This window comes from Halobaculum sp. EA56, assembly GCF_051195075.1.
GTDB lineage: Archaea > Halobacteriota > Halobacteria > Halobacteriales > Haloferacaceae > Halobaculum.
On sequence record NZ_JBNTJX010000110.1, the window covers coordinates 1 to 989 of the forward strand.

The 989-nt window shown below is 67.8% G+C and carries 1 protein-coding gene; it reads left to right on the forward strand.

Annotated features, from left to right (window positions below):
- Positions 1 to 960: ABC transporter substrate-binding protein (locus ACQUQ1_RS22420; protein ID WP_435066388.1), on the forward strand; the 960-nt coding region annotated here is incomplete at its 5' end.
- Positions 961 to 989: the final 29 nt, after the last annotated feature.

Consider the following 989-nt stretch of genomic DNA (forward strand, 5'->3'; position numbering starts at 1 on the left):
GTCCCGGAGACGTTCACCGTCTACGAGTCGGGCTACGCCGACATGGGGATCGCGCTGGGCAAGGGCGACGACCTGCTGGCCGTCGGCAACACCGCGCGCTTCTACACGGACCACGTCGCCGAGCTCGACGGCGTCTCCGTGAACGAGGAGCCGACGCAGCTGCTGGGCGACTCTTTCGCCATCGACCGGGAGCTGTTCTACGAGCTCGACAGCGACGTGCACCTCATCGACCCGCAGTGGCTGATCAACAACGGCTTCTTCAAGCTCGAACAGTCCGACATCGACACCGTCGTCGAGGACGTCGGGCCGTTCATCGGGAACACCATCTTCCGCCGGACGGACCCGTGGCACGACTACCGCTACTACTCGCTGTACGGCGCCTTCGAGAAGGTCGCGCAGGTGTTCCAGCGTGAGGACCGCTACGAGGCCGTGAAGGCCGTCCACGACGACGCCATCGCGGAGGTGAGCGCGAACCTCCCGAGCGCGGACGCCCGGCCGAACGCCCTGCTGTGTTTCGGCGCCACGGACCAGCCGGAACAGTTCTCCCCCTACCGGCTGACGGACCGCGGGACGAACAAGAAGCAGTTCCGCGACCTGGGCATCTCCGACGCGCTCGCGGGCACCGGCGTCGAGGGGCTCTCGACGAACGATCGCGGCCAGATCGACTACGAGACCATGCTGGAGGTCGACCCGGACGTGCTCCTCGTCCGCGGACACGAAACCAAGACGGAGGAGGAGTTCCGCGACACGGTCGTCTCCTTCATGGAGGGCCACGACGTCGCCTCGGAGCTGACGGCGGTGCAGGAGGGTCGCGTCTTCCGCGGCGGCCCGATCTACCAGGGTCCCCTCCAGCACCTGTTCAACCTCGAACGGTTCGCGAACCTGCTGTTCCCCGACCAGTTCTCGGGCGAGCTGTTCTCGCGCGCGGAGCTGTCGGCGGCGGTCAACGGCGAGGCGTAGCGGGAGCGTCCTCGCGGCCGGGCCGGCGG